The sequence below is a fragment of the Pedobacter kyungheensis genome, from assembly GCF_000812965.1.
In the GTDB taxonomy this organism is placed as follows: Bacteria; Bacteroidota; Bacteroidia; order Sphingobacteriales; family Sphingobacteriaceae; genus Pedobacter; species Pedobacter kyungheensis.
The window spans coordinates 210,540-234,260 of record NZ_JSYN01000015.1; the positions used below are offsets into that span (position 1 = coordinate 210,540).

At 39.8% G+C, this 23,721-nt stretch carries 14 protein-coding genes; 11 read left to right on the plus strand and 3 right to left on the minus strand.

The window, feature by feature from the left end:
* Nucleotides 1-27 precede the first annotated feature (27 nt).
* The 6 genes from OC25_RS13670 (at nt 28) to OC25_RS13695 (ending at nt 8,240) form a co-directional block, all read left to right on the plus strand.
* Nucleotides 28-1,278: a sulfate adenylyltransferase subunit 1 gene (locus OC25_RS13670; RefSeq protein WP_039476917.1), complete on the plus strand. Its 1,251-nt coding sequence runs from the start codon at nt 28-30 to the stop codon at nt 1,276-1,278.
* Nucleotides 1,279-1,530: 252 nt separating this feature from the next.
* Nucleotides 1,531-1,995, plus strand: coding sequence for a hypothetical protein (locus tag OC25_RS13675; RefSeq protein ID WP_039477004.1), 465 nt, complete (start codon nt 1,531-1,533; stop codon nt 1,993-1,995).
* 409 nt (nt 1,996-2,404) lie between these two features.
* Entirely contained in the window at nt 2,405-3,199 is a 795-nt protein-coding gene (gene cobA, locus OC25_RS13680) for a uroporphyrinogen-III C-methyltransferase (protein WP_039477006.1), read from the plus strand.
* 419 nt (nt 3,200-3,618) lie between these two features.
* Nucleotides 3,619-5,031 carry a glycogen synthase gene (locus tag OC25_RS13685; protein ID WP_039476919.1) on the plus strand — a complete coding sequence of 471 codons (1,413 nt, stop codon included), beginning with the start codon at nt 3,619-3,621 and terminating at the stop codon, nt 5,029-5,031.
* An 8-nt stretch (nt 5,032-5,039) separates the two neighbouring features.
* Nucleotides 5,040-6,308, plus strand: coding sequence for a glucose-1-phosphate adenylyltransferase (locus OC25_RS13690; protein ID WP_039476921.1), 1,269 nt, complete (start codon nt 5,040-5,042; stop codon nt 6,306-6,308).
* Between the two features lie 147 nt (nt 6,309-6,455).
* Nucleotides 6,456-8,240: a glycoside hydrolase family 15 protein gene (locus tag OC25_RS13695; protein WP_039476923.1), complete on the plus strand. Its 1,785-nt coding sequence runs from the start codon at nt 6,456-6,458 to the stop codon at nt 8,238-8,240.
* A 466-nt stretch (nt 8,241-8,706) separates the two neighbouring features.
* Here OC25_RS13695 and OC25_RS13700 read toward each other — a convergent pair whose 3' ends face one another.
* The 3 genes from OC25_RS13700 to OC25_RS13710 all read right to left on the minus strand — a co-directional run bounded on the left by OC25_RS13700 (nt 8,707) and on the right by OC25_RS13710 (nt 13,841).
* Complete coding sequence (locus OC25_RS13700) at nt 8,707-10,896, minus strand: bifunctional alpha,alpha-trehalose-phosphate synthase (UDP-forming)/trehalose-phosphatase (protein WP_039476925.1); 2,190 nt, start codon at nt 10,894-10,896, stop codon at nt 8,707-8,709.
* 129 nt (nt 10,897-11,025) lie between these two features.
* Nucleotides 11,026-12,384, minus strand: coding sequence for a sensor histidine kinase (locus tag OC25_RS13705; RefSeq protein ID WP_039476928.1), 1,359 nt, complete (start codon nt 12,382-12,384; stop codon nt 11,026-11,028).
* Between the two features lie 86 nt (nt 12,385-12,470).
* Nucleotides 12,471-13,841, minus strand: coding sequence for a sigma-54-dependent transcriptional regulator (locus OC25_RS13710; RefSeq protein ID WP_039476930.1), 1,371 nt, complete (start codon nt 13,839-13,841; stop codon nt 12,471-12,473).
* Nucleotides 13,842-14,019: 178 nt separating this feature from the next.
* Here OC25_RS13710 and OC25_RS13715 point away from each other — a divergent pair, with 178 nt between their 5' ends.
* From OC25_RS13715 to OC25_RS13735, 5 genes are all read left to right on the plus strand, one after another.
* Nucleotides 14,020-15,264 (plus strand): efflux RND transporter periplasmic adaptor subunit, encoded by a 1,245-nt coding sequence (locus OC25_RS13715; RefSeq protein WP_039477008.1) that lies wholly within the window; start codon nt 14,020-14,022, stop codon nt 15,262-15,264.
* 192 nt (nt 15,265-15,456) lie between these two features.
* Nucleotides 15,457-16,155 (plus strand): ABC transporter ATP-binding protein, encoded by a 699-nt coding sequence (locus OC25_RS13720; protein ID WP_039476932.1) that lies wholly within the window; start codon nt 15,457-15,459, stop codon nt 16,153-16,155.
* A 256-nt stretch (nt 16,156-16,411) separates the two neighbouring features.
* Complete coding sequence (locus OC25_RS13725) at nt 16,412-18,781, plus strand: ABC transporter permease (protein ID WP_039476934.1); 2,370 nt, start codon at nt 16,412-16,414, stop codon at nt 18,779-18,781.
* A gap of 91 nt (nt 18,782-18,872) precedes the next feature.
* Complete coding sequence (locus OC25_RS13730) at nt 18,873-21,233, plus strand: ABC transporter permease (RefSeq protein WP_039476936.1); 2,361 nt, start codon at nt 18,873-18,875, stop codon at nt 21,231-21,233.
* Between the two features lie 87 nt (nt 21,234-21,320).
* Nucleotides 21,321-23,696, plus strand: a complete 2,376-nt coding sequence (locus OC25_RS13735; protein WP_039476938.1) for an ABC transporter permease — start codon at nt 21,321-21,323, stop codon at nt 23,694-23,696.
* Nucleotides 23,697-23,721 lie beyond the last annotated feature (25 nt).

The window sequence follows — 23,721 nt, forward strand, 5'->3', positions numbered from 1 at the left end:
TGATACTTTATCTTAATACTTAAAAACATGAACATATTAAAATTCTTTACAGCAGGCAGTGTAGATGATGGTAAAAGTACCTTAATTGGCCGTTTGTTATACGATACAGATTCTATTTTAGCCGATCAGCTGGAAGCTTTACAAAGCTCGAACCGTAAAAATGACGACGGAACTATTGACCTGGCTATTTTAACCGATGGTTTAAGGGCAGAACGCGAGCAGGGCATTACCATTGATGTGGCTTACAAATACTTTCAAACCGAAAAACGTAAATTCATTATAGCCGATACTCCGGGGCACATTCAGTACACCCGCAACATGGTTACCGGTGCATCAACCGCTAATCTGGCCATTATTTTAATCGATGCCCGGAACAGCGTAGTAGAGCAAACGATTCGTCACTCGTACATTGTTTCGTTACTGGGTATTAAGCATGTTGTAGTTTGTATCAATAAAATGGATATGGTTGATTATAGCGAAACGGTTTATAATTCCATCATCGAAAAATATAAAGTACTGGCTCAGCAGCTTAAGCTGGAAGACGTAACTTATATTCCGGTTAGTGCCTTAAAAGGCGATAACGTGGTGCAAAACTCTGGTAATATGGAGTGGTACGAAGGCGAAAGTTTATTACATTTCTTAGAGCAGGTAGATACCGATCATTTAGACCGTTCGCAACTGGCACGCATGCCGGTTCAATGGGTAGTACGCCCACAAACCGACGAGTTGCACGATTACCGCGGCTATGCAGGCCGTGTATTGAGCGGAACTTTTAACCTGAACGATAAAGTAAATGTATTGCCTTCAGGAGCAAGCTCAACTATTGAGAAAATCGAATTTTTTGATGAAGAACTGGATGCTGCACACGCGGGCGAATCAGTAATTATCCACCTGAAAGATGATGTAGACATTAGTCGTGGCGATACTATTGTTAATGCTGCTGCATTGCCACAGGAATCGAAACTGATTGAAGCCGATTTATGCTGGATGGATGCACGTGCGCTGGATACCTCGATTATGTATAACATTCAGCATAACAGTAAGGTAACCAAGTGCAAAATCAGCGAAATTCTGCACAAAGTAGATATCAATACGCTTGAAAAACATGCTGCTGATGAATTTAAACTGAACGATATAGGTCGCGTAATTGTTAAAACAGCAGATGCTTTGGCTTTTGATCTTTATGATGATAATCGGGCCAATGGCTCAGCCATTTTGGTTGATAGCCGTACCAATTTAACCGTGGGTGCTTTGATGTTCAGGGCGGCAGTAGAATAAAATAAAGGGTGATGTGAGGTGGATGAATGATATAAAAATCCGGCAAAACCACAACCAAATATAAGATGAAGACGCTATGCCGAAAGGTATAGTGTGAAAGCAATTTCAGCGGGGCATCGTTTTACGGTAGCCCCGCTTTTCATTAATAAACGATTGTTTTATTTAGCTATTAATCGTATTTTCATTGTGGAAATAATTAAAACTTTTCATCTTATTCTTACATTATTATCAGAAAATTTAATCGCAAACAATATGAAAAGAAATCTTTTGTATCTCGCATTTACTGTTATCCCATTTGTTTTTGCCTGTAACTCATCCGAAAAGAAGGCCGAAGCCGAAAAAAAGGATTCATTGATTAACCAAAACTGTTATGCAGCAGCATTTGAAAAAGATAGTGCAGCCATTATTGTTCAAACAATGGCTTCGGGTAAGGTAGCTGGTTCATTATTGATTAAGTACGCCAATAAACCGCAGAATAACGGTAAAATTGACGGTAAATTTAGTGGCGATACCTTATATGTAGATTATCGCTTTAATACTGGGAAAGATAGCACCCGGGTATTTACCAATCCGCTGGCTTTCTTAAAAAAAGATGGTAAACTGATTATGGGAGTAGGGCAGATTGAAACCACACTGGGCCGTTCTTATTTTGTAAAAGGAAAACCGATTAATTACGAAGCCGGAAAATTTATTTTTACAGAAGTGAACTGTAAATAAGTTTATTTAAATGACTACTCTGTAGCCTACTGTGAGGTCAGATGTTCCCATCTGACCTTATTTCCTCAATTTCTTGTACTGTTAGATAGTAATATCTGACAGCACTATTATTTTGCCACGGATGTGCAGAAAACACGGAGGTATTTTTCTTTTTGTTTGTCATCCTGAATACAAATCGTCATCCTGAACTTGTTTCAGGATCTATCGTAGTATCAACCAATGAAGTTCCTAAGCTAATAGCATGTTGCGAATTTGAAGACTTTTTTCGAGGGAGGTGCTTCGTTTTTAGAGATTCTTCACTTCGTTCAGCATGACACGAAAAATTATTTTAAAATAAATTACTACAATTCCTATAGACTTTATATATTTGTAATAATTAACGAATGTGAACCAGCATAAATTTGGTGTTATGATTTTAAATAAAGTAGAAAAAGCGAACATTGAACCACGAATTACTTTAATAGGTGCAGGTCCTGGCGACCCGGATTTATTTAGTTTAAAAGGTGTTAAAGCATTAAAAACAGCTGATGTTGTTTTGTACGATGCAAATGTGAACGAAGCTTTACTATGTCATGCGCCAGATGGTATTCCAAAAGTTTATGTGGGTAAACGCAGTGATGATGAAGATTTCTCGCAAGAGGCGGTAAATAAACTGATTGTTGATTATGCTTTAAACTACGGTCACGTGGTGCGTTTAAAAAGCGGCGACCCGTTTTTCTTTGCCAAAGGTTACGAGGAAATTGATGCAGCCGAATCTTACAGCATTCCAACTGAAATTATCCCGGGTATTTCGAGTGCTACAGGTGCACCAAGTTTACAAAAGATCCCGATGATTTATAAAGACCTGAGCGAAAGCTTCTGGGCAGTAACCGGAACCAACTCCAGGGGCGAAATTTCAGAAGATTTATACATCGCAGCCAAAACCAAAGCTACCATTGTGGTTTTAAACGGAATTGAGAAAGTAAAAGAAATTGCGGCCATATTTCAGGCCGAAAGCAAAAATCTTTTACCGGTAGCTGTAATCCAGAATGGATCGACGCCGCAAGAGAAAATTGCAGTAGGTATTGTTGATACCATTGCCGAAATTGTTGAGGATAAAAAAATCACTGCACCAGCCTTATTGGTGTTTGGCGATGTGGTTTCCTTGCACCCCCAGTTTCAACCTATCCGCGATTTTTACGAAAATTTAGCGGAAGAGTATTAAGTTATTTTTGAACCAAAAATATATTTGTTTTGTTGTTAAAACCGCATGGGCGAGCCAGGCGGTTTTTTTTGTTCCTTGCATCTGCATGTATCAGCGCAATCCACGGGGAACAATCATAAATTCTCCCGCAGATTAAATATGATCATCGCAGATTAAATCCCTGATTTTTATTACCACCACTCCGCATTTACTGCTGTTTAAACCGCTTTCTAATACTTCCTTTTTTTAACGCGAAACATGCTTGCGTACTTTTGCGTAGTTATGGGAAATCAGCTAAAATACTGCCTTTCAGTGCGAAAATAAATGCACTAAACAGGAGATACCTGAGCTCCGAATATTCACCTAAAAATATAATTTACATTATTTGCAATGCTCAAAACAATTAGTAACTTACTTAGGTTATCTACACCAAATATTTGATGGAAATTATACATATAAGTGCCGAGTGTTACCCTGTTGCAAAAGTTGGTGGTTTAGCCGATGTAGTAGGGGCATTGCCCAAGTATCAAAATAAATTAGGTCACATTGCCAAGGTGGTTGTTCCGGCGTACGACACAAAATTCATTCGCGAAAGCGAGTTCGAAGTCACTTACGATGCCTGGTCTAACTATGGCAACCACCATTTTCAATACCGTATATTAAAAGAAAGAACTAATAAACTGGGGTTCGATGTTTATGTAATTCATATTAAAGGGCTTACCGACAGACCCAATGTTTACGGCTATGGCGATGATACCGAACGCTTTGTCGCTTTTCAGATTGCTACTTTAGATTGGATTGCTCAATGGGAACACCGCCCGGATGTAATCCATTGTCACGATCACCATACGGGTTTAATCCCTTTCATGGCATCCAATTGTTTAAAATACGAAAGCATTAAACACGTACCTACAGTTTTAACCATTCACAACGCCCAATACCAGGGGCAGTTTGGCTGGGATAAATTATACTATTTGCCGGCCTTCGATTTATGGAAAGGTGGTTTACTGGGCTGGGATGATGCCATAAACCCTTTGGCATCGGCCATAAAATGTGCGTGGCGCGTAACTACAGTTTCGCCAAGCTATCTGGAAGAGATGATGAACAATGCCCGTGGCTTAGAAAGTTTGTTGAGACAGGAGCGCTGGAAATCGGTAGGGATTTTAAATGGTATTGACAGTGAAGTCTGGAATCCGGAAACCGACCCAATGTTGGGCAAAGGTTACAATATAAAGACCGTTGAAGCTGGTAAGCAGGCAAACAAAACTGCCCTGTGCAATGTTTTTCAGTTAGATGCGTCTAAACCCCTCTTTACTTTTATTGGTCGGCTGGTTGACGAAAAAGGAGCCGATTTGCTGCCAGATATATTTTATACAGCTTTGCAGCAGCATGGCGATAACATCAATATATTGGTTTTAGGATCGGGTGATAATTGGGTGGAAGGGCGTTTAAACCAGTTAAAAGATATTTTTCCGGGTAAGTATAATGCTTATATCGGCTATAACGAGCAGGTTTCGCACGAAATTTATGCCGGTGCCGATTTCCTGATTATGCCTTCGCGTGTTGAGCCCTGTGGTTTAAACCAGCTGTATGCTTTAAGGTATGGTACAGTGCCCATGGTACGGCGTATAGGTGGGTTAAAAGATACCGTGATTGATATTGGCGATGGAGGTTTTGGTATTTGCCACGACCAAACCAGTATTTGGGATGTTACTCACGCCATTAACCGCGCAGTAGAACTGTATAACAATAAAAAGGCTTTTAAAGCAGTGCGTAAAACAATGATGAAGCTAGACCACTCGTGGGATAATGCGGCATTAAATTATATAGAATTGTACCAATTATTAAATTAAGCTTAAACATGACTGACAAAGTTTTAGGCGTTATCCTTGGCGGTGGCCAGGGCTCTAGATTATCGCCACTTACACAAACACGTTCTAAACCGGCAGTTCCAATTGCAGGGAAGTACCGGTTGGTAGACATTCCGATTTCTAACTGCCTTAACTCGGGCATCCACCGTATGTTTGTACTTACGCAGTTTAATTCGGCATCGTTAAATAAGCACATTAAGAATACCTATCACTTTAGTCATTTCAGTAAGGCTTTTGTTGATATTCTGGCAGCAGAGCAAACGGTACAAAATGCAGGCTGGTTTCAGGGTACTGCCGATGCGGTACGTCAGTGCATGCACCACATTGTTTCACATGAGTTTGATTATATTTTAATCCTTTCGGGCGATCAGTTGTACCAGATGGATTTTAAAGATATGATTGAAAAGCACATTGAAGCTGAAGCAGAAATTACCATTGCCACCATTCCGGTTACAGCCAAAGATGCTACCGATTTCGGTATTTTGAAAACCGATGAAGAAAATATGATTACCTCTTTTATCGAAAAACCAAAAACCGGATTGGAAGATTGGATTTCGGATACTGGTGAGGAGATGCAGGGTGAAGGCCGTAATTTTCTGGCATCGATGGGTATTTATGTATTCAACCGCGAATATCTTATCAATATCTTAAACGAAAACGAAGAGGAGAAAGATTTTGGTAAAGAAATTTTACCGCGTGCCATTACCCAAAGCAGGGTTTTAAGCTATCAATATGAAGGCTATTGGACTGATATCGGTAACATTTCGTCGTTTTTTGAGGCCAATCTGGGTCTTACAGACGAAATTCCGAAATTTAACATGTTCGATAGTAACCACGCTATTTTTACCAGGGCACGGATGTTACCGCCTTCTAAAATTTCGGGTACCACTTTAAATAAGGCCATTATTGCCGAAGGCTGTATTGTACAGGCGAGTAAGGTAGAACATGCCGTTTTGGGTATCAGGGCAAGAATAGGGAAGAATACGGTTATTACCAATTCTTACATTATGGGTAGCGACAGGTACCAGACTTTCGAAGAAATACAGGAAGAAACAAGCAAAGGAAATTCGCTGATTGGTATTGGTGACAGGTGTTACATTAACAATGCCATTATCGACAAAAACTGCCGTATTGGTAACGATGTGAAAATTAATGGCGGCGATCATTTGGAAGATGGCGACTTTGAACTCTATGCCGTTAAAGATGGTATAGTGGTAATTAAAAAAGGAGTGGCTTTGCCTAGTGGAACTGTAATTTAGCAATCATTATCATTAACTATAGGCCAGTTTAGTTTACCTAGGCTGGCTTTTTATTTTGTATTTAAATGCTGTTGGGATAGGTTTTTTACATTCCTGCCAACATTTTGGGTACAGGCTTGTTAATTTATAAACACATAAAAACAGCTTATGCCCGAACAGCATTTATATCAAACCGGAATAATAGGAAATTGCGCTTTTTTAGCCCACGTAAATAAAAACACCGATATATCATGGCTATGCTGGCCACGTTTCGATAGTTCATTTGTTTTTGGGAGTTTATTGGATAAACAAAAAGGAGGCGAGTTTTCTATCAGGCCACAAGGCGAATTTTCTTCAAACCAGTACTATGTAGAAAATACGAATGTACTGAGAACCGAAATTACTGCCGAAGATGGTACTTACCGGGTAACCGATTTTGCCCCCCGTTTTCACCTTTACGAAAGGTATTTTAAACCCTTAATGCTAATCCGAAAAATTGAACCGCTGGAAGGAAATCCGAGGATCAGCATTAAGTGTAAGCCGGTATGCAATTACGGCAAAAATGTAATGACTGTAAGTCGCGGCAGTAACCATATCGATTATTTAGGTTGCGATGAAAATATCCGTTTGAGTACCAATGTTTCGTTGACTTATATTATCGATGAAAAAGCATTTGTGCTGAACGAAACTAAATACCTGGTAATGACCTATGGCCAAAACCTCGAAGCTCCGATTGTAAGTACTTCAGAAAATTTCCTTCGCGAAACGATTGCCTATTGGCGCTTGTGGATTAAACATTCTTCAATAGCAGGTTTTTACCAGCCTTTTGTAATCCGCTCGGCATTGGTGCTTAAAATTCACCAGTATGAGGATACAGGTGCAATTATTGCTGCCAGTACCACCAGTTTACCCGAATCGCCCGGTAGTACACGCAACTGGGATTACCGCTATTGCTGGCTGCGCGATTCGCACTATGTGCTCACTTCACTCAATCACATTGGTCACTTTGAAGAGATGGAAAAGTATTTCAATTACCTCTCTGATATTTCGCATGCAGAAGATACCCGCTATCAACCTTTGTACGGCATTGCGGGCGAAAGAAAAATTACCGAAAATACTCTAGATCATTTAGTGGGATATCGGGGCGAGCAACCAATCAGGATTGGAAATCAGGCTTATGAACACATTCAGAATGATATTTATGGTCAGGTTTTAATTTCGATGCTGCCGCTATATACCGATCACCGCTTTGTGTTTTCGGAGCGGAGCGATTCAGTAAAATGGATAGAAAGTGTTTTATCTAAAATTGAAAGTACCATTGATGAAAAGGATGCCGGAATATGGGAGTTCAGGAATATTGCTAATGTGCATTGTTACAGCAATCTTTTTCAATGGGCAGGGGCACAGGCCGCATTAAAAATGGCTAAAACAATTGGAAACAAGAACTTTGAATACCGCGCTCAGGTTTTGATTGATAAAGCTGCAGCACATATCGAAGCCTGTTACGATCCGGAAAGGAGAGTATATACCAATGCTGTGGGTAGCAGGCATTTGGATGCGAGTACGTTGCAGTTGATTATGATGAATTACCTCGATCCGGCATCTGATAAGGCCAAAGATCATTTAAAAGCACTGGAAGCAGAGCTTAAAACCGAGGATGGTTTATTTTATCGGTATCTGCATGCTGATGATTTTGGGAAACCAAAAACTACTTTTTTAATCTGCGCTTTCTGGTATGTGGAGGCATTGGCCTGTGTGGGGCGTACCGATGAAGCCATTAAAGAATTCGAAAACATCATTAAATATTGCAATCACCTCTTACTTTTCAGTGAGGATGTTGATGCCAAAACAGGGAGTCAGTGGGGAAACTTTCCGCAGGCTTATAGCCATGTTGGTTTAATGAATGCTGCATACCGCATTGCCATTAAACTGGATAGACCTATATTTTTGTAGGTGTGGATTAAAAAAAAACGACATTCGCAAGAAGTTCATTTTCGTTGATCGTCATTCCCAGCTTGACTGGGAATCCTAATGTTTCAGCTATGCCATTATTTCGCTTTAAGATTCCCGTTTTCACGGGAATAACGGATCGTATATTGGATTCCTATCGGTCGGTGCCTCACCGACCGAAAAAAACAGCTTAACATCCTTTGTTTTCTTTGATCGTCATTCTGAGCTTGATCCGATAGTCATCGGATGGGAATCCTCACACACTTTATTGCTGCCTGTATTTCGCTTTAAGATTCCCGTTTTCACGGGAATGACGGGTTGGATATTGGATTAGCTAAACAGATTTACTTAGAATGCGACTTTTTATAAGCGTGTGGATTAAAAATCCACAGTTCGAAAGGCCGGGATTATAAATCCCGACCAACGCATGAGCAATCCTATCGGTCGGGTGTCTCACCGACCGACTAGATTAACTCCTTTCCGCAAATTCTTCCTTAACCAGGCTCCATAACAGTTTTCTCACCTCTTTATAATCATTCAGGTAATATTTTGCTTCCGAAATATTATTGCCAACCTTAATGGTAAAAGCATCATTAGGTAATGCCTTAAAAATATCTTCGTCTGTATGGTCATCGCCCAGGGCCAGTATAAAATCAGGATGTTTATCGTAAAGCCAGTTTAAGGCAGCCTTTCCTTTGTTTACTTCCATGTTTTTAAACTCAATAACTTTGTTGCCCGGCATCAGTTGCAAACCTTTGTCGGCAGCCAAAATCCTTAAATGACTTACAATTTCATTTGCCCTTAACTCGCCCAGGCCTTCATCCGCTTTGCGGTAATGCCATACCAATGAATAACTTTTTTCTTCAATAAACGAACCCGGAGTACGGTCGGTGTAAGTCTCCAGAATAGTTTTCATTTCCTGTTTCCATTGGTCGGTTAATAGGGGCAGGCAATTCCATTTTTCGCCATTTGTTTTCTGCCAGGCACCATGTTCGGCAATCATATCAACCTTTAGGTGACCAAACCATTTTTCGAGTGTTTCATTTCTTCTGCCACTAATAATCACCACCTGATTGCTTTCGTCTTCCGTTAGTTTTTTAATCAGTGCGTACAATTCCTCATCTGGCGATGCATCATCGATGTTTCCGGTAAAATCAACCAGGGTTCCGTCGTAATCCAGAAATAAAACGCGGTTAGTGCTTTGCTGGTAATGCCGGGTAATATTTTCATTAATCAGGTTTACGGCATGTTTGGTTAATAAGGATTGTTGAGAATCTTTCACTTCGTTTAGTCTTAAAATAAAATTGTTGACCCAGTGTTTCACGTTAAACTTTTCTACAATGCCACGCATGGCTTTCATGCGGCTTTGCTGCTCTTCAAGCGGCATTTTCAGGGCAAGAACAATGGCTTCCATAATGTCGCCTACGTTGTTGGGGTTTACAATTACTGCATCAGTTAATTCTTTAGAGGCGCCGGCCATTTCGCTCAGAATGAGCACGCCATCATTGTTTTGCCTGCTGGCCACGTATTCTTTGCTTACCAGGTTCATGCCATCGCGCATGGGCGTAACCAGGCAAATATCGGCTGCTGAATATAGGGCCGATAGTACTTCGATAGGGAAAGAGCGGTAAAAATAATTAACCGGAATCCAGTTAATGGACCGGTAGCGTGCATTCAGATTGCCTACAAACTGATCAATCTGTTCTTTTAAATCGCGGTATTGTGGAACGGTATCTCGCGAGGGAACGACCACCATATACAGTTCTATTTTGCCAATATATTCGGGGTGTAGTTGCAAAAGGAGCTCGAGTGCTTTTAAACGTTCCAAAATTCCTTTGCTGTAGTCGAGCCTGTCGATAGAAAGAATGAGTTTTAAACCTTCTTTACCCTTACGAAAGTATTCCATTTCTTTTTGTACTTCATCACGTGCGGTAAGTCCGGAAAATTTATCAAAATCAATCCCCATGGGGAAAGCTTCAACGACAATTTGCCTTTCATTGCTGTTTAAAACATTGGCTGATGAGTTTACCGGGAGTAAGCGCGTGGCGGTGCTTAAAAAGTGGCGTACATCATCGTAGGTATGGAAACCCACCAAATCGGCACCAAGCACTCCATTTAACAGCTCATCGCGCCAGGGAATGAGCCTGAAAATTTCGTATGAAGGGAAGGGGATATGCTGAAAAAAACCAATAGTTGATTGTGGCAGCTCACTGCGTAATATCCCAGGTAAAAGTAATAGCTGGTAATCCTGTATCCATATTTTATCTTTTTTGTGCAGTACTTTTAAAGCGGCACTGGCAAATTTTTGATTAACTGATTGATAGCAATCCCAATAGCTTTGCTCGTAATGCGCGTAGGTAACCAGGTAGTGAAAAACCGGCCATAAAACTTCGTTTGAGAAGCCTTCGTAGTAGAGGTTAATTTCATCCTGGGTTAAAAAAACGGGGTAAAGGTTAAGTTTGGCAAGTTTGTCGGTTACTTCCTGTTGCCTTTCTTCGGGCACATCAATTCCGGGCCAGCCAATCCACACCGAATTACCTGACTGGTAAACGTCACCCAGGCCTGTGGCTAAGCCGCCTTCGCTGGGTATAAAGGTGTAATGACCATTTTCTTCAATAATTTTAACGGGTAGTCTGTTCGATATTATAACTGTCTTCATGCTTGTATTTAATGTATCTATACTAATAGAAGACAATCAAAACCATTTTTGTTTTGAATTTTTAAGTTACAAACATTCAGATGATTTAACTCAGGCAGATCTTTCAGGTTTTTAATTGGATATAGGCTGTTAAATGTAATTGAATACCAGCGAAAAAGTGGTCAGTTTATCCGGCTCAGATACCACTTCGATACTGCCGCGGTGCATTTTCATGATGTTGCGGCTAATGGTAAGGCCAATACCCGAACCATTTTTCCGCGTGGTATAAAACGGCACAAATATTTTTTCGAGATCTGCCGCCTCAATACCTTTTCCATTATCGCTTACATCGATATACAATTTGGTGTGCTCTAATCTGTAGCTAACTGAAATTTGTGGGTTTTCCTTTTCTTCAACCGAATAAATGCTATTGGTAATCAGGTTAATGAGCACTTGTTCTATTAATTTTAAATCGAGCTGGACTGTAATTTTAGAAGAAGTTTGTTCTACATCTAAAACCACATTTTTAACACGGGCAAAAGGTTGCATCAACACTTTAATGTGCTTCAGGATTTCACCAATGGTGTGCGATTCGAGGTTTGGTGTGGGCAGTTCGGCAATTAAACGGTAGTCTTTTACGAAATCGAGCAAACCGGCAGAACGCCTTTTAATGGTTTGCAAGGCCGTTTTAAGGTCATCCATTTCAGATACATCGAGGTTTTCTTTATCGCTTACCATGCTGTTAATGGTGTCGGATAAAGAACTAATAGGGGTAATAGAATTGAGAATTTCGTGCGAAATAACCCCGATTAAGCGGTTCCAGGCTTCGGTTTCCTTCTGCTCAATTTCATCTTTTATATTTTGGAAACTGATGATGGTATAGTTTTTACCGTATAGATTTAGCGGGATAACTTCGGTTGAAAGCTGGATGAGCTTATCCTGAATCTTTAACTCTAAAAACCGCTTACCACCCTGTAAAATTTGCGCTATTTCGCTGGCAAAAGCGGGTAAGTGCTGTTTTAATCTATGCCAGTATTTATAGGCCGGTATGCCCAGGAGGTTGGATGCGGCCTGGTTAAAAAAGGCAATTTCCTCGCTTTCTTCGGCCGTTTCCGTATTGTTGATCACGATTACCCCCACGGGCACTTGTTCCAGTATGGTTTTAATCAGTTGAAACATGGCTTCCTGTTCGAGCCTGATCTGTTTATGTACCTGCAGGATTTCGCCAAAAGACTCGTATAATTCCGGGAAACTGCCTTTTGTAGCTTTGTTTTTAAAATTTAAGGTATGATCGCGCGTTTTTACCGCCAGTATGAATCGTTTAATATCTGAACGGATTTCGTTTATGTAGTAATAAAGCGAAATAATTGCGCCCAGCAGTAAAAATGCTGTGCCGGCAATGGTAAACCAAAGCTGGGTATTGCTGATGAGATAATACAATAGGTAGCCCAGCAGGTTAATTACCAGTAAGCGGAATATTAAACGAAAGGTAAAGCGTTTGTAGAACATATTTTAAGGTTTAAGGCTTAAGGCTTAAGGTTTAGGGCTTGGAGTTCGTTAACCATACACCTTTTACCTTATACCTCAAACCTCTCTCAGATTCCAAATTTCTCAATTCTCCTGTACAGCGCAGCACGGGTTAGCCCCAGCTCGGCAGCTGCTTTTGATATATTGCCTTTATGTTTGTCGATAGCTTTCTGCACCATCATTTTCTCCATATCTTCTAAGGCCATTTCATCAGGTAAAGTATTGTTCTGGGCAAAACGCTGCGGACTTAATTGCAAATCGGCTTCAGAAATTTCGGAACCATCGCTCATAATTACTGCACGTTCTAAAACATGTTGCAGCTCACGTACATTACCCGGCCATTTATAATTGAGTAGTACCTCTTGTGCCTTAGCACTTAAATTACGGATTTCTTTGTGGTATTTAGAACTGAAAACCTGCATAAAATGATTGGCCAGCAATAAAATATCTTCTCCGCGTTTGCGTAGAGGAGGTAGTAATAATTCAACGGTGTTAATCCTGAACAATAAATCCTGCCTGAAAGTATTTTTAGCTACCATTTCATCAAGCGGCATATTGGTAGCCGTAATTAAGCGCACGTTTACTTTGCGTTCTTTACTCTCGCCTAAACGGGTAACGGTTCTGTTTTGTAAAACGCTCAATAACTTGGCCTGTAGCGGTAAGCTTAAATTCCCGATTTCATCTAAAAAAATGGTTCCGCCATCGGCCAGTTCAAAACGGCCTGGTTTATCCTCTCTGGCATCAGTGAAAGCACCTTTGGCATAGCCAAAAAGCTCACTTTCAAATAAATTTTCATTTAGCGAGCCCAGATCCACGTGCATAAATACCTGGTTTTTACGTTGCGAATTTCCATGTATTTCGTAAGCAAAAACCTGTTTTCCGGTGCCATTTTCGCCCAAAATAAGCACATTTGCATCGGTTGGCGCTACTTTTAGCAGTGTATTTTGCAATTGCTTAATTCCTTCTGCCTGACCAACGATGTTATCAAAACCACGGGTCATATCTTTTTGCAACGAAGAATGTATTTTCTCGAGTTTCTTCACCTTGCGGGTCGATGCGCGAAGTTTTGATGCTGCTGAGATTGTAGCAAAGAGCTTTTCATTTTCCCAGGGTTTAAGGATAAAATCAGTAGCCCCGTTTTTAATTGCTTTTACGGCAAGTTCAACATTACCGAAGGCAGTCATTAAAATCACAACATAATCTTTATCAATAGACAGGATATGCTCCAGCCAATACAATCCCTCGCGACCATCGCTGGCACCTTTCTGATAATTCATGTCCAAAAGAATAATGTCAACTTCGTTTTTACTCAGTAAAACATTGATCTCTTTGGGTGATTTACAGGTAATAACCTGCTTAATCTGCTGCTTTAAAAATAAACGCGCACTCAATAGAATGTCGTCGTCGTCATCGATAATTAAAACTGTAGCGTCTAACATAAATAAATTCTTAGTACGAATGTAGCTAAACTGTCCGTTCGCGCACATAAACTGTCCGATAATGAACATGTTAAATTAATAAAAATATATAAATATTTGATTTTTAGTTGTTTAAATGTGTTTAGTGCTTTTGGCACAAGCTTGGTTATTAGAGAAACCGAACAGTACAACCGAACACATGGACAAAAAAATAGAGAAAAAAAGATTTAACAGAAAAACCCTTTTGATGATAGGCGGAGCCCTTGCTTTTGTAGCCATTGTGATTTATGGCTACACCTTATCGCTAAAGAAAGTATACAGTGCTGATGCAGATAAATTAACCATCAGCAAAGTAGAGTTTGGCGATTTTGAAGATGTTGTTTTGTTAAATGCCAGTGTGGTTCCCTTAACTTCGGTAATTGTAAGTTCATCGGAAGGTGGTACCGTGGCCGAAATTTTTACCGAAAATGGTGCTTCGGTAGTAAAAGGAACTCCATTATTGCGGATAGCTAATTCGAATGCGATGTTAAGCTACACTTCCAGCCAAACAGCAGCCACTGAGCAAATTAATCAATTGCGTAAATCGCGATTAGACTTAGAACAAAACCAGAGAGTGCTTAACCAGGATTTGCTTGATGTGGAAAATAACCTGCGTACAGCTGCAAGACAGTTTCGTTTGGATAGTAACCTGTTCAGTAAAAAAGTAATTACGCTGCAGGAGTTCAATAAATCAAGTCAGGATTACGAATATTACCAGGGTAAACGTAAGATTGTCAGACAGGCTATTGCCCAGGAAAACCAGAGCAGAAAAATGCAGCTGGCACAAATCGATCAATCGATGGCACAAATGAACGAGAGTTTGGAAATGATTCGCAAAAACATCGAAAATATGACCATTAAGGCACCTGTTTCAGGTAAATTATCTTCTTATGATCCGGTAATTGGTAAATCATACAATTCGAACGAAATGATTGGAAAGATTGACGTTTTACAAGGCTACAAACTGCAGGCTGGTGTAGATGAATATTACATTAACCGGGTAAAAGAGGGGCAAACAGCTACCTGCGAGTTTAATGGTAAAACTTATAACCTGACGGTAAGTAAAGTGATCCCTGAGGTTACTGCCGGACAGTTTCAGGTGGAGATGGTTTTTAAAACTGCTGCACCCGAAGGTTTACGCCGCGGTTTATCGCTGCAAACCAAGCTAACTTTGTCTGATAACAGCAAATCGTTGCTTTTGGCTCAGGGCCAGTTTTTTCAAAGTACAGGCGGCTCCTGGGTGTTTGTGGTAAACAATGGTAAGGCTACTAAGAAAAATGTTAAAATAGGACGTAAAAATTACCTCTACTATGAAATATTGGATGGTTTACAGAAAGGCGATGAAGTAATTACGTCTTCTTACGATCAGTTTAACCAGTACGACCAGGTAGAGATCAGTAAATAAGATAAGCGCCTTGCGATGAGCGTTTGGCGGAAATTTAAAAAATAACTTAAAAATATAATCAGGTCTGGCTACTAAATACTTGCTACTAAATACTCGCTACTTAATACTTGCTACTTAATACTTGCTACTTAATACTTGCTACTAAATACCTGCTACTAGTTCCCAACACCTGATACTCAATACTCAAAAGCTATGATTAAAATAGAAAAACTGGAAAAAGTTTACAAAACCGAAGAAGTAGAAACCACGGCACTTAACGGGATCAATCTTTACGTAAAAGAAGGGGAATTTGTATCCATCATGGGCCCGTCGGGTTGTGGTAAATCTACTTTGTTAAACGTAATGGGCTTATTGGATAAACCTGAAAGCGGAAGCTACAAGTTTATCGATACCGAGCTTTTAACGCTTAACGACAGAGAACGTTCTAATTTTCGTAAGCGGAATATGGGCTTCGTTTTCCAGAATTTTAATCTGATTGATGAGCTGACCGTATTCGAAAACATTGAGCTGCCACTAATCTACAATAAAGTGCCGGCAACCGAGCGTAAGAAACTGGTTAACGAAATTATTGAGCGGATGAATATCGTAAACCGTAGCGGGCACTTTCCGCAACAGTTATCGGGTGGACAACAGCAACGTGTAGCTGTAGCCCGGGCATTGGTAACCAAACCTAAACTGGTTTTGGCCGATGAGCCTACCGGAAACCTGGATAGCTCCCATGGTAACGAAGTGATGGAACTGCTTTGTGAGTTAAACGAAACCGGAACTACCATTGTGATGGTAACACACTCAAGTCACGATGCCAGTTTCTCTAACCGGATTATCAACCTTAAAGATGGCCATGTTATTTCTGAAAAGGTAAATAAAAGCCGTAATGAGGAACTGATATAGAGGTTTAAGGTAAAAGTCGTAAGGTATAAGGTTATAGTATGCACACCTTAAACCTTCAGCCCTAAACCTTACACCTTATATAAAGATTTTAGTTTAGTTTAATGAGAGCCACCCAACAATCTTCCCGGATGGGGAGATTGGGGAAGGCAAAAAGCGGAAAGCTAAACGACCAAAGACCAAAGCAAATATTTGCAGTTGTTATACTTGATTCTTAATACTTGCTACTAATAAAAGTTAACCACTTAATACACGAGAGATGTTCAAATTAAACCTCAAAATAGCCTTACGCAACCTTTGGAAAAACAAGGGATTCTCGCTCATTAATATCGGAGGATTGGCCATTGGCTTGGCCAGTTGCATGATTTTGCTTTTATACGTGGCTTACGAATGGGGCTATGATAAGCAGTTTAAAAATAGCGATAAAACCTATGTGGTGTATCAAAGTGTAGTGGCAAACGGTAAAACTTTTAGCTGGTCGTGGACACCAAATGCTATGGCAGCAGATATTCAGGAAAAATTTCCCGGTGTTAAATATGCCTCACATTCAACGTATCCACGCCTAAATTTACTAACTGTTGGCGATAAAAAAATTAGTAGTAAAGTAGTATTCGCAAATCCAAATTTTCTAAAAATACTGGATTATACTTTTATTAAAGGTAATGCCGCAGCAGCTTTGAAAAACGTAAACAGCATCATTTTAACCAAATCGATGGCTGAGAAATTATTTGGAAATGAAGACCCTTTAAATAAAACAGTAAAATTCGAAAATCAGGATGTGTTGAAAGTTGAAGGCGTAATAGAGGATACTCCGGCCAATAGCAGTATCCATTTTGAATGCGTAATGCCATGGGAATTATTCGTAAAAAGAGAAACCTGGGCTAAAGAAGACAATTGGGGTAATAATATGTGTCTTACCCTTGTACAGTTAAAAGATAATAATGCATTTGCAACAGCTAACACAGAAATAAAGAACATTTATAAAAGACACGACAAAGAAATTGCTGCAGTAGCTTTACTTCATCCCTTAACCAAATGGCATTTGTATGGCGATTTTGAAAATGGAAAATCAATAGGCGGTAAGATAGATCAGCTTAAAATATTTTTACTGCTTGCCTTTTGTATTCTGTTAATTGCCTGCGTAAACTTCATGAATTTATCGACAGCCCGTTCAGAGCGAAGGGCAAAAGAAGTCGGTGTACGTAAAGCCATCGGATCAACACGTAAATCATTGGTTAGTCAGTTTTTTTTAGAATCACTGTTGATCACATTTATTTCTACGGCTTTAGCATTTATTCTGATTGAAGTTAGTTTACCCTACTTTAATAATTTATTGAATATCAAATTAAACATCGACTATTACAATGTTTCGTTTTGGCTTGCCTTATTTGGCTTGATGATTTTTACAGGTTTTGTTGCGGGTAGCTATCCGGCACTCTATTTATCATCTTTCGAACCGGTTAAAGTGCTTAAGGGATTAAGATTAAAAACAGATTCGTCAGTTCCCGTAAGGAAAGTACTGGTAGTTGGGCAATTTGTTTTTGCATCATGCTTAATTGTTTGTACGGCGGTAATTTATCAGCAACTTAATTATGTTAGAAACAAGCCTATTGGTTACAATCAATCCAATTTGGTGCAGATCGCAATTGATGGAAAACTACGTGATCAGAGCAAGCTGGAAGTGCTTAAAACTCAAATGATCAAATCTGGCGCAGCCACGAATGTAACTTTTTTTAATTCTGACTTTACAGAGGGCGGAAACAATACAACGAATATTGAATGGGAAGGTAAAAATCCAAAAGAACTTATTTCATTTAACCATAGGGGAATAGGTTATGATTTTACTGAAACTATTGGCACGGAAATAATCAGTGGAAGAGAATTTTCTGCAAAATTTCCGAACGATACCAGCAGTGTTATGCTTAACGAAGCAGCCGTGAGAATGATGAATTTAAAAAATCCTATTGGTGCCGTAATCACCTTTTGGGGTACGAGGTTAACCAATGTTGGTGTGGTAAAAGATTTTGTAGTAGAAAGTGCTTATCAGAAAGTAGCACCTATGATTTTTTACTTAAACACCAAGGATAACGCGACCATGATCATCGCCCGGTTAAATCCCAATCAAAATATCAGTGCATCATTAGGCAAAATTGAAGCCTTAGTGAAGGAGATGGAGCCTAATTATCCTGTCAACCTTAAGTTCGTAAACGAGTCATTTGAAGTAAAATTTCAGGATGAAAAACTATTGGGCACACTCTCCAACTGGTTTGGTGGTTTTGCCATCTTTATTTCCTGTCTGGGTTTATTAGGGCTGGCTTTATTCATGGCCGAGCAGCGTAAAAAAGAAATCAGTATCCGCAAGGTTTTGGGTGCCAGTACGGCCAATATCCTCACTTTATTGAATAAAGATTTTATTAAACTGGTAGCCATTGCCAATATCATTGCGTTTCCACTGGCTTATATCATTATCAACAAATGGCTTTCGGCTTTCGAATACCGGATCAATATTTCGGCACTGCCTTTTTTAGGTGCTATTATTTTATCGGTACTGATTGCCATTTTAACAGTGAGCATCCAATCTGTAAAAGTAGCAAAGGCTAACCCGGTTGATGCTTTGAAATACGAATAAGGAAGAAAGCTGAAAGACCAAAGACTAAAGCACACAAAGTCTTGATACCTGATACTTGATACCTGATACTTGATACCAAAAATACTGAGAGATGTTCAAATTAAACCTCAAAATAGCCTTACGTAACCTTTGGAGAAACAAAGGCTTCACGCTGATTAACCTGGGCGGATTGGCCATTGGTTTAGCCAGTTGTATGATTTTGTTACTGTATGTAGCCTACGAATATGGTTACGATAAACAATTTACCAACTACGATAAAACCTATGTGCTGTACAATAACCAAAAAACAGCTTCAGAAACATTCAGTTTTATGGCTTTCCCCGGCAAGCTAAAAGATGAAATTAGTGAAAAAGTGCCTGGTATTGCGCAGGTTAGCCGATTGTCCTATTCGGAAGCGATGCTCTTGTCGTACAACCAGAACAACTTTAAAAAGAATGCGGTTTTTGGAGATCCCGGTTTTCTCAAGATGTTTGATTATAAGGTTTTAAAAGGGAATAAAAATACCTTTTTGCAAAGTGTTGACGGGGTGATTTTATCCGAAAGCCTGGCCAAAAGTCTTTTTGGTAATGAAGATCCGCTTAATAAAACGGTAAAGCTTGATAACAAAGAAAGTTTAAAAGTAGAAGGTATTATCGCAGATCCTCCTAAAAATTCGACTTTAGGAATTGATTATGTCATGTCGTGGAAACTGTACGATAAGTTAAACCCATGGACCCAAACCAGTGGCTGGGGTAATAACTACTGCATGATGTTTGTTCAATTGCAGGATAATGCAACTTTTGACCAGGTTAACAATCAGTTGAAAGGCATGATAAAGGCGCATGATCATGAGGCTAACGGTGAACCCTTTATGCACCCGCTTTCCAAATGGCATTTGTACGATAAATTTGAGAATGGCAAAAATGTTGGCGGAAGAATAGACCAGTTGCGGATATTTTTTCTTTTGGCCTTTTGCATCCTGCTTATTGCATGTGTTAATTTCATGAACCTTTCTACCGCCAAATCAGAAAAAAGAGCCCGCGAAGTTGGGGTGCGCAAAGCCATTGGCTCATCGCGTAACAACCTGGTAGGCCAGTTTATGTTCGAGTCTGTTTTGCTAACCATGCTGAGCATGCTGGTAGCTTTTGTGTTGATAGAAGTGAGTTTACCTTATTTTAACAACCTGCTGGGCATCACCCTGGAGATCGATTACAGCGATTATAAATTTTGGTCAGTATTTTTAGGTTTAACTTTGCTAACCGCCATCACTGCCGGAAGCTATCCTGCATTTTACCTTTCTGCTTTCGATCCGGTTAAAGTGCTCAAAGGATTTAAACTCTCGGGCGGCTCATCTTTATCCATCCGTAAATTCCTGGTGGTTTTCCAGTTTGTGTTTGCAGCATGTTTAATCGTTTGTACCGCAGTAATTTACCAGCAATTAAATTACATCAAAAATAAACCCATAGGATATAACAGGTCAAATTTAGTTCAGATCCCTACCGAAGGTGAGTTTACAAAGCCAGAAAAACGTAAAATTCTGCAAGATGAATTAATGAAAGCAGGCGCTATAACCGCTTTTACAGAGTATAGCCAATCGCTAACTGCCGGTGGCAACAATACCTATGGCATCAGCTGGCCTGGTAAAAACGATAAAGACAAAGTACTGGTTAATTTTAGGTTTACCAATCTCGATCTGACCAAAACCACAGGAATGGAAATTCTGCAGGGTAGGGATTTTTCAAAAGACTTTGTCGATACGGCCAATGTACTGGTTAATGAAGCACTGGTTAAGGTAATGGGAATGAAAAATCCTGTCGGAAAAATGATTAGCTGGGATCAACCAATCAGGATTATCGGCGTGTTGAAAGATTATGTTATGGAATCGCCTTATCAGAAAGCTGCGCCATTGCTTATTGCGCAGAATCCTGCCCGTGCCTCTACTATTATCATGCGTTTAAACGATAAAAATAACATTACCACATCAGTTAATCAGATTAGCGATGCCATTAAAAGGTTAAATCCATCCTATCCAACGGAAATAAAATTTGTGGATGATAATTTCGAACAAAAATTCAGAAATGAAAAGCTACTGGGCACACTTTCCAACTGGTTTGGTGGCTTCGCAATCTTTATTTCCTGTCTGGGTTTATTGGGGCTGGCTTTATTCATGGCCGAGCAACGCAAAAAGGAAATCAGTATCCGCAAGGTGTTGGGCGCGAGTACTGCCAATATCCTCACTTTGTTAAATAAAGATTTTATTAAACTGGTGGCCATTGCCAATGTCATTGCGTTTCCGCTGGCTTATATCATTATCACTAAATGGCTTTCTGGTTATGAGTACAGGATCAGCATTTCGGCTTTGCCTTTTATTGCTGCAATTACTTTATCAGTGCTGATTGCCATTTTAACCGTGAGCATCCAATCTGTAAAAGTCGCGAAAGCGAACCCGGTTGATGCTTTGAAGTACGAATAAGGCAAAAAGCGGAAAGACCAAAGACTAAAGCATTAGCGAAAGTCTTGATACTCAATACCTGATATTTGATACCAAAAACACTGAGAAATGTTCAAATTAAACTTAAAAATCGCGTTGCGCAACCTTTGGAGAAACAAGGGAATCACGGCCATCAATGTTGGTGGTTTGGCCATTGCTTTGGCTGCGTTTATTCTGGTTATGTTGTATTTTACTTACGAAACCAGTTTTGATAAGGCTAACCCGAACTATAAAAACATCTATGTAGTTGGGCGCATATATCCCGATTTTAAAACCAATTATACCCCGCCGCCTCTTGGAAAAGCTATAAAGCAACACTTTCCGGAAGTAGAAAAAATGGGTATTACCAAAGGGAGTTTTTTTGAACTGGTATTGAAAAATGGGAATAACACTGTTTTTACCAATAATTTCCTGCAGGCAGATTATCAGGCAGCCGAAATACTCGACTTAAAAGCTACCGGCGGACTTGAAAAACCTGCAGGTGATGTAGAGAGGCTTTCGTATCTGAGTAAAGAAAGCATGAAAACGCTATTCCCGGATAAGACCGATAACAAACCCGAAATGGTAACTGTGGGGAGTAGTGCAATGGGCATAACGAGTAAGATTAATGGTTCCATTATCAATAACCCACATTCAAATGTAACCTTTGATGGCGTTTCGATTGGGAATGAATTGGGGCAGGGCGAGAACTATGGACACAACAATTACACAACCTATTTGCAACTTAAACCAGGCACAGATGTAGCCAATCTGGAAGAGAAAATAACCAGGTTATACCGTGCCGAGTTGCTGAAAGGCGAAACTGACCGGGAAACGATTGATAAAATAAAAGGTATCTCTACTTTTTTAGATCCATTAGCAAATCAGCATTTAAAACCAAAAGCAGGTAACGATGCACCATATAAAATATTGCTTGCACTTTCTGTTCTGGGAGTTTTAATCCTGATTATTGCCTGTGTTAATTTTACCAACCTGAGTATTGCACAGGCCACCAAAAGGGCCAAAGAGGTGGGGGTTAAGAAAGTGATGGGCGCTTTCCGTTTCCAGCTGGCTATACAGTTCCTGACCGAAATTTTAATGCAGTGCTTTGCTGCCACTGTGTTGGCACTTATCCTGGCCGAACTTGTTTTACCGGGCTTCAATAATCTGTTCCTGCTTAAACTGTCTATCTGGCAGGTCGATAACGGTTTGGTTTGGCAATTGCCTTTAATTTTATTTTTAATCACATTCATTGCAGGTATTTACCCGGCAATGGTGCTATCCGGTTTTAAACCTGCTCTGGTATTAAAAGGGAATTTTGCTACCAGTAAACAGAGTTATTGGTTGCGCAATGGTTTGCTGGTTTTTCAATTTAGCATTGCCGTCATTTTTATCATTGGCTTGTTTATCATCAATGCGCAGTTAAAATATATGCGCAGTCAGGATTTGGGCTTTAAAGCCGAACAGGTAGTTTACATTAAAAACATTGCTTATTTCAACAATCCCGACAAATTTGAACCTGTCAGAGAAAAAATTCTGAAAATTCCGGGCATCAAATCGGCAACCGTAGCAACCGGAATCCCGAATGGCGATGCCAACGGAACCAATACTTATACTTCAAATGGCATTCAGGCAAGCATCAATTACCTCGATGTAGATTTCGATTACTTTGAAACCCTCGATATCAAATTAAAAGCAGGGCGCTTTTTTTCTAAAGCTTTTAAAACCGATACAGCCAATTCGGCTGTGATTAACGAAAGTGCGGCCGCAAAATATGGGTTACGCAATCCGATTGGTCAAACCATTACCGGCTGCAATACCAATTATAAAATTGTTGGTGTAATTAAAGATTTTAAAGACAGAGGTTTTGAAAATGCAACCCAACCCACCATTTACGCCATCAAAGATCCCTGCGGCAATCCGAAAATGGAAATCATGCTCAAAATCGAAGAAAATAAAATGGCCGATGCCTTAGCTGCCTTAAAAGCACAATGGCCTGAAATTAACAAACTCGATGGCGAAAATTTCCGCTATGCTTTTTTAGATGAACTTTATGGCAGGCTTTTTAAAAAACAGGAGCAATTGCAATCGGTATTTTTCGCTGCTGCGGTATTAACCATTTTTATCGCTTTACTGGGCTTATATGCTTTTGCCAAATACATCACCAACGGCCGCTTAAAAGAAATTGCTGTACGCAAAATACTGGGCGCAACCGATGTGCAGTTGTTGAAATTAATTAACAGTTCGTTTTTTACCCTCGTGGTAATCGCCAATATCATATCCTGGCCGGTTGCATACATTGTTACCAATATGTGGCTCAAAACCTTTGCTTACCGGATCGATTTCCCGGTGCTGCCATTTGTCACCACAACACTGATTACCCTTTTATTAACCATTGTAACCGTAAGCATTCAGGCTAAAAAAGCAGTAAATGCCAATCCGGTTGATGCTTTGAAATACGAATAAAGCTGAGAGCTAAAAGACCAAAAAC